This window comes from Xanthobacter aminoxidans, from assembly GCF_023571765.1.
Taxonomy (GTDB): Bacteria; Pseudomonadota; Alphaproteobacteria; order Rhizobiales; family Xanthobacteraceae; genus Xanthobacter; species Xanthobacter aminoxidans.
In genome coordinates this window covers 1-1,134 of the sequence record NZ_JAMJXC010000062.1, presented here as the reverse complement: position 1 = coordinate 1,134, position 1,134 = coordinate 1, and the positions used below count along the sequence as shown (strand labels likewise).

Annotated in this window: 1 protein-coding gene; it reads right to left on the bottom strand. The window is 63.9% G+C overall.

What is annotated here, in order from left to right; all coding sequences use genetic code 11:
• Positions 1-1,076 (bottom strand): IS3 family transposase gene (locus tag EJ105_RS27620; RefSeq protein WP_250168887.1). Its coding sequence is split into 2 segments (ribosomal slippage), with 1,077 coding nucleotides annotated over them: positions 1-824 and positions 824-1,076; the frame shifts between segments, so codons are not numbered across the junction. This gene is flagged as partial in the annotation.
• Positions 1,077-1,134 lie beyond the last annotated feature (58 nt).

Sequence of the window (1,134 nt, the reverse complement as noted above, 5' to 3'; positions counted from 1 at the left end):
GATTGTTGCGGCAAACTCGGCGGGGGATCGATGGCCCAGCGCCGAATGAGGTCGGTTGAGGTTATAGTCCTCCTTCCATGAGCTGATGGTGGCGCGGGCCTGCGCCAGGTTCGAGAACAGGGTCTCATTCAGGCACTCGTCCCGGAAGCGACCATTGAAGCTTTCGACAAAGCCGTTCTGCATGGGCTTACCCGGGGCGATATAGTGCCATTCGATGCCCGTCTGTTGGCACCATTTGAGCACCGCCATCGAGGTCAGCTCAGTGCCGTTGTCCGAGACGATGGCCGAGGGCTTTCCCCGGATGGCCATGAGCGTATCCAGTTCGCGCGTCACCCGAAGGCCGGACAGCGAGGTGTCGGCGACCAGCGCCAGGCACTCCCGGCTGAAGTCGTCGACAACGGCCAGCACCCGGAACCGGCGGCCATCCGTGAAGGCATCCGACACGAAGTCGAGGCTCCAGCGGACATTGATCCGATCCGGTACCAGCATGGGCCGCCGTGTGCCGAGCGCCCGCTTGCGGCCCCCACGCCGGCGCACCTGGAGCTTCTCCTCCCGGTAGAGCCGGCGCAGCTTCTTGTGGTTCATGACGATGCCCTGGCGCCTCAGCATGACATGGATCCGCCGGTAGCCGAACCGCCGGCGCTCGCCGGCCACGGCCTTCATGGCCTCGCGCAAGCCTGCATCGTCGGGACGGACGCTCCGATAGCGCATACTGGTGCGATCGACGCTCAGGGCCTTGCACGCCCGACGCTGGCTCACCCCGTGCTCGGCACAGGCGTGGGCCACGGCTTTACGCCTCGCATCGGGCGTCACCATTTTTTTGCGGCGACATCCTTCAGGATGGCGTTGTCCAGCATCTGCTCGGCGAGCAGCTTCTTCAGGCGGGCGTTCTCATCCTCAAGCGCCTTCAGCCGGCGGGCATCGGATACGTCCATGCCGCCATACCTCGCCTTGAACTTGTAGAAGGTGGCCGAGGAGATGCCGTGCTTGCGGCAAACGTCAGCGGTCTTCGCGCCCGCCTCCTGCTCCTTCAGCATCCCTATGATCTGTTCCTCTGTGAACCGTGAGGCTCGCATCGTCCGTCTCCATGATCGACGGACTCTACCTAAATCTGGACGAGGATCAGGGGCTCAC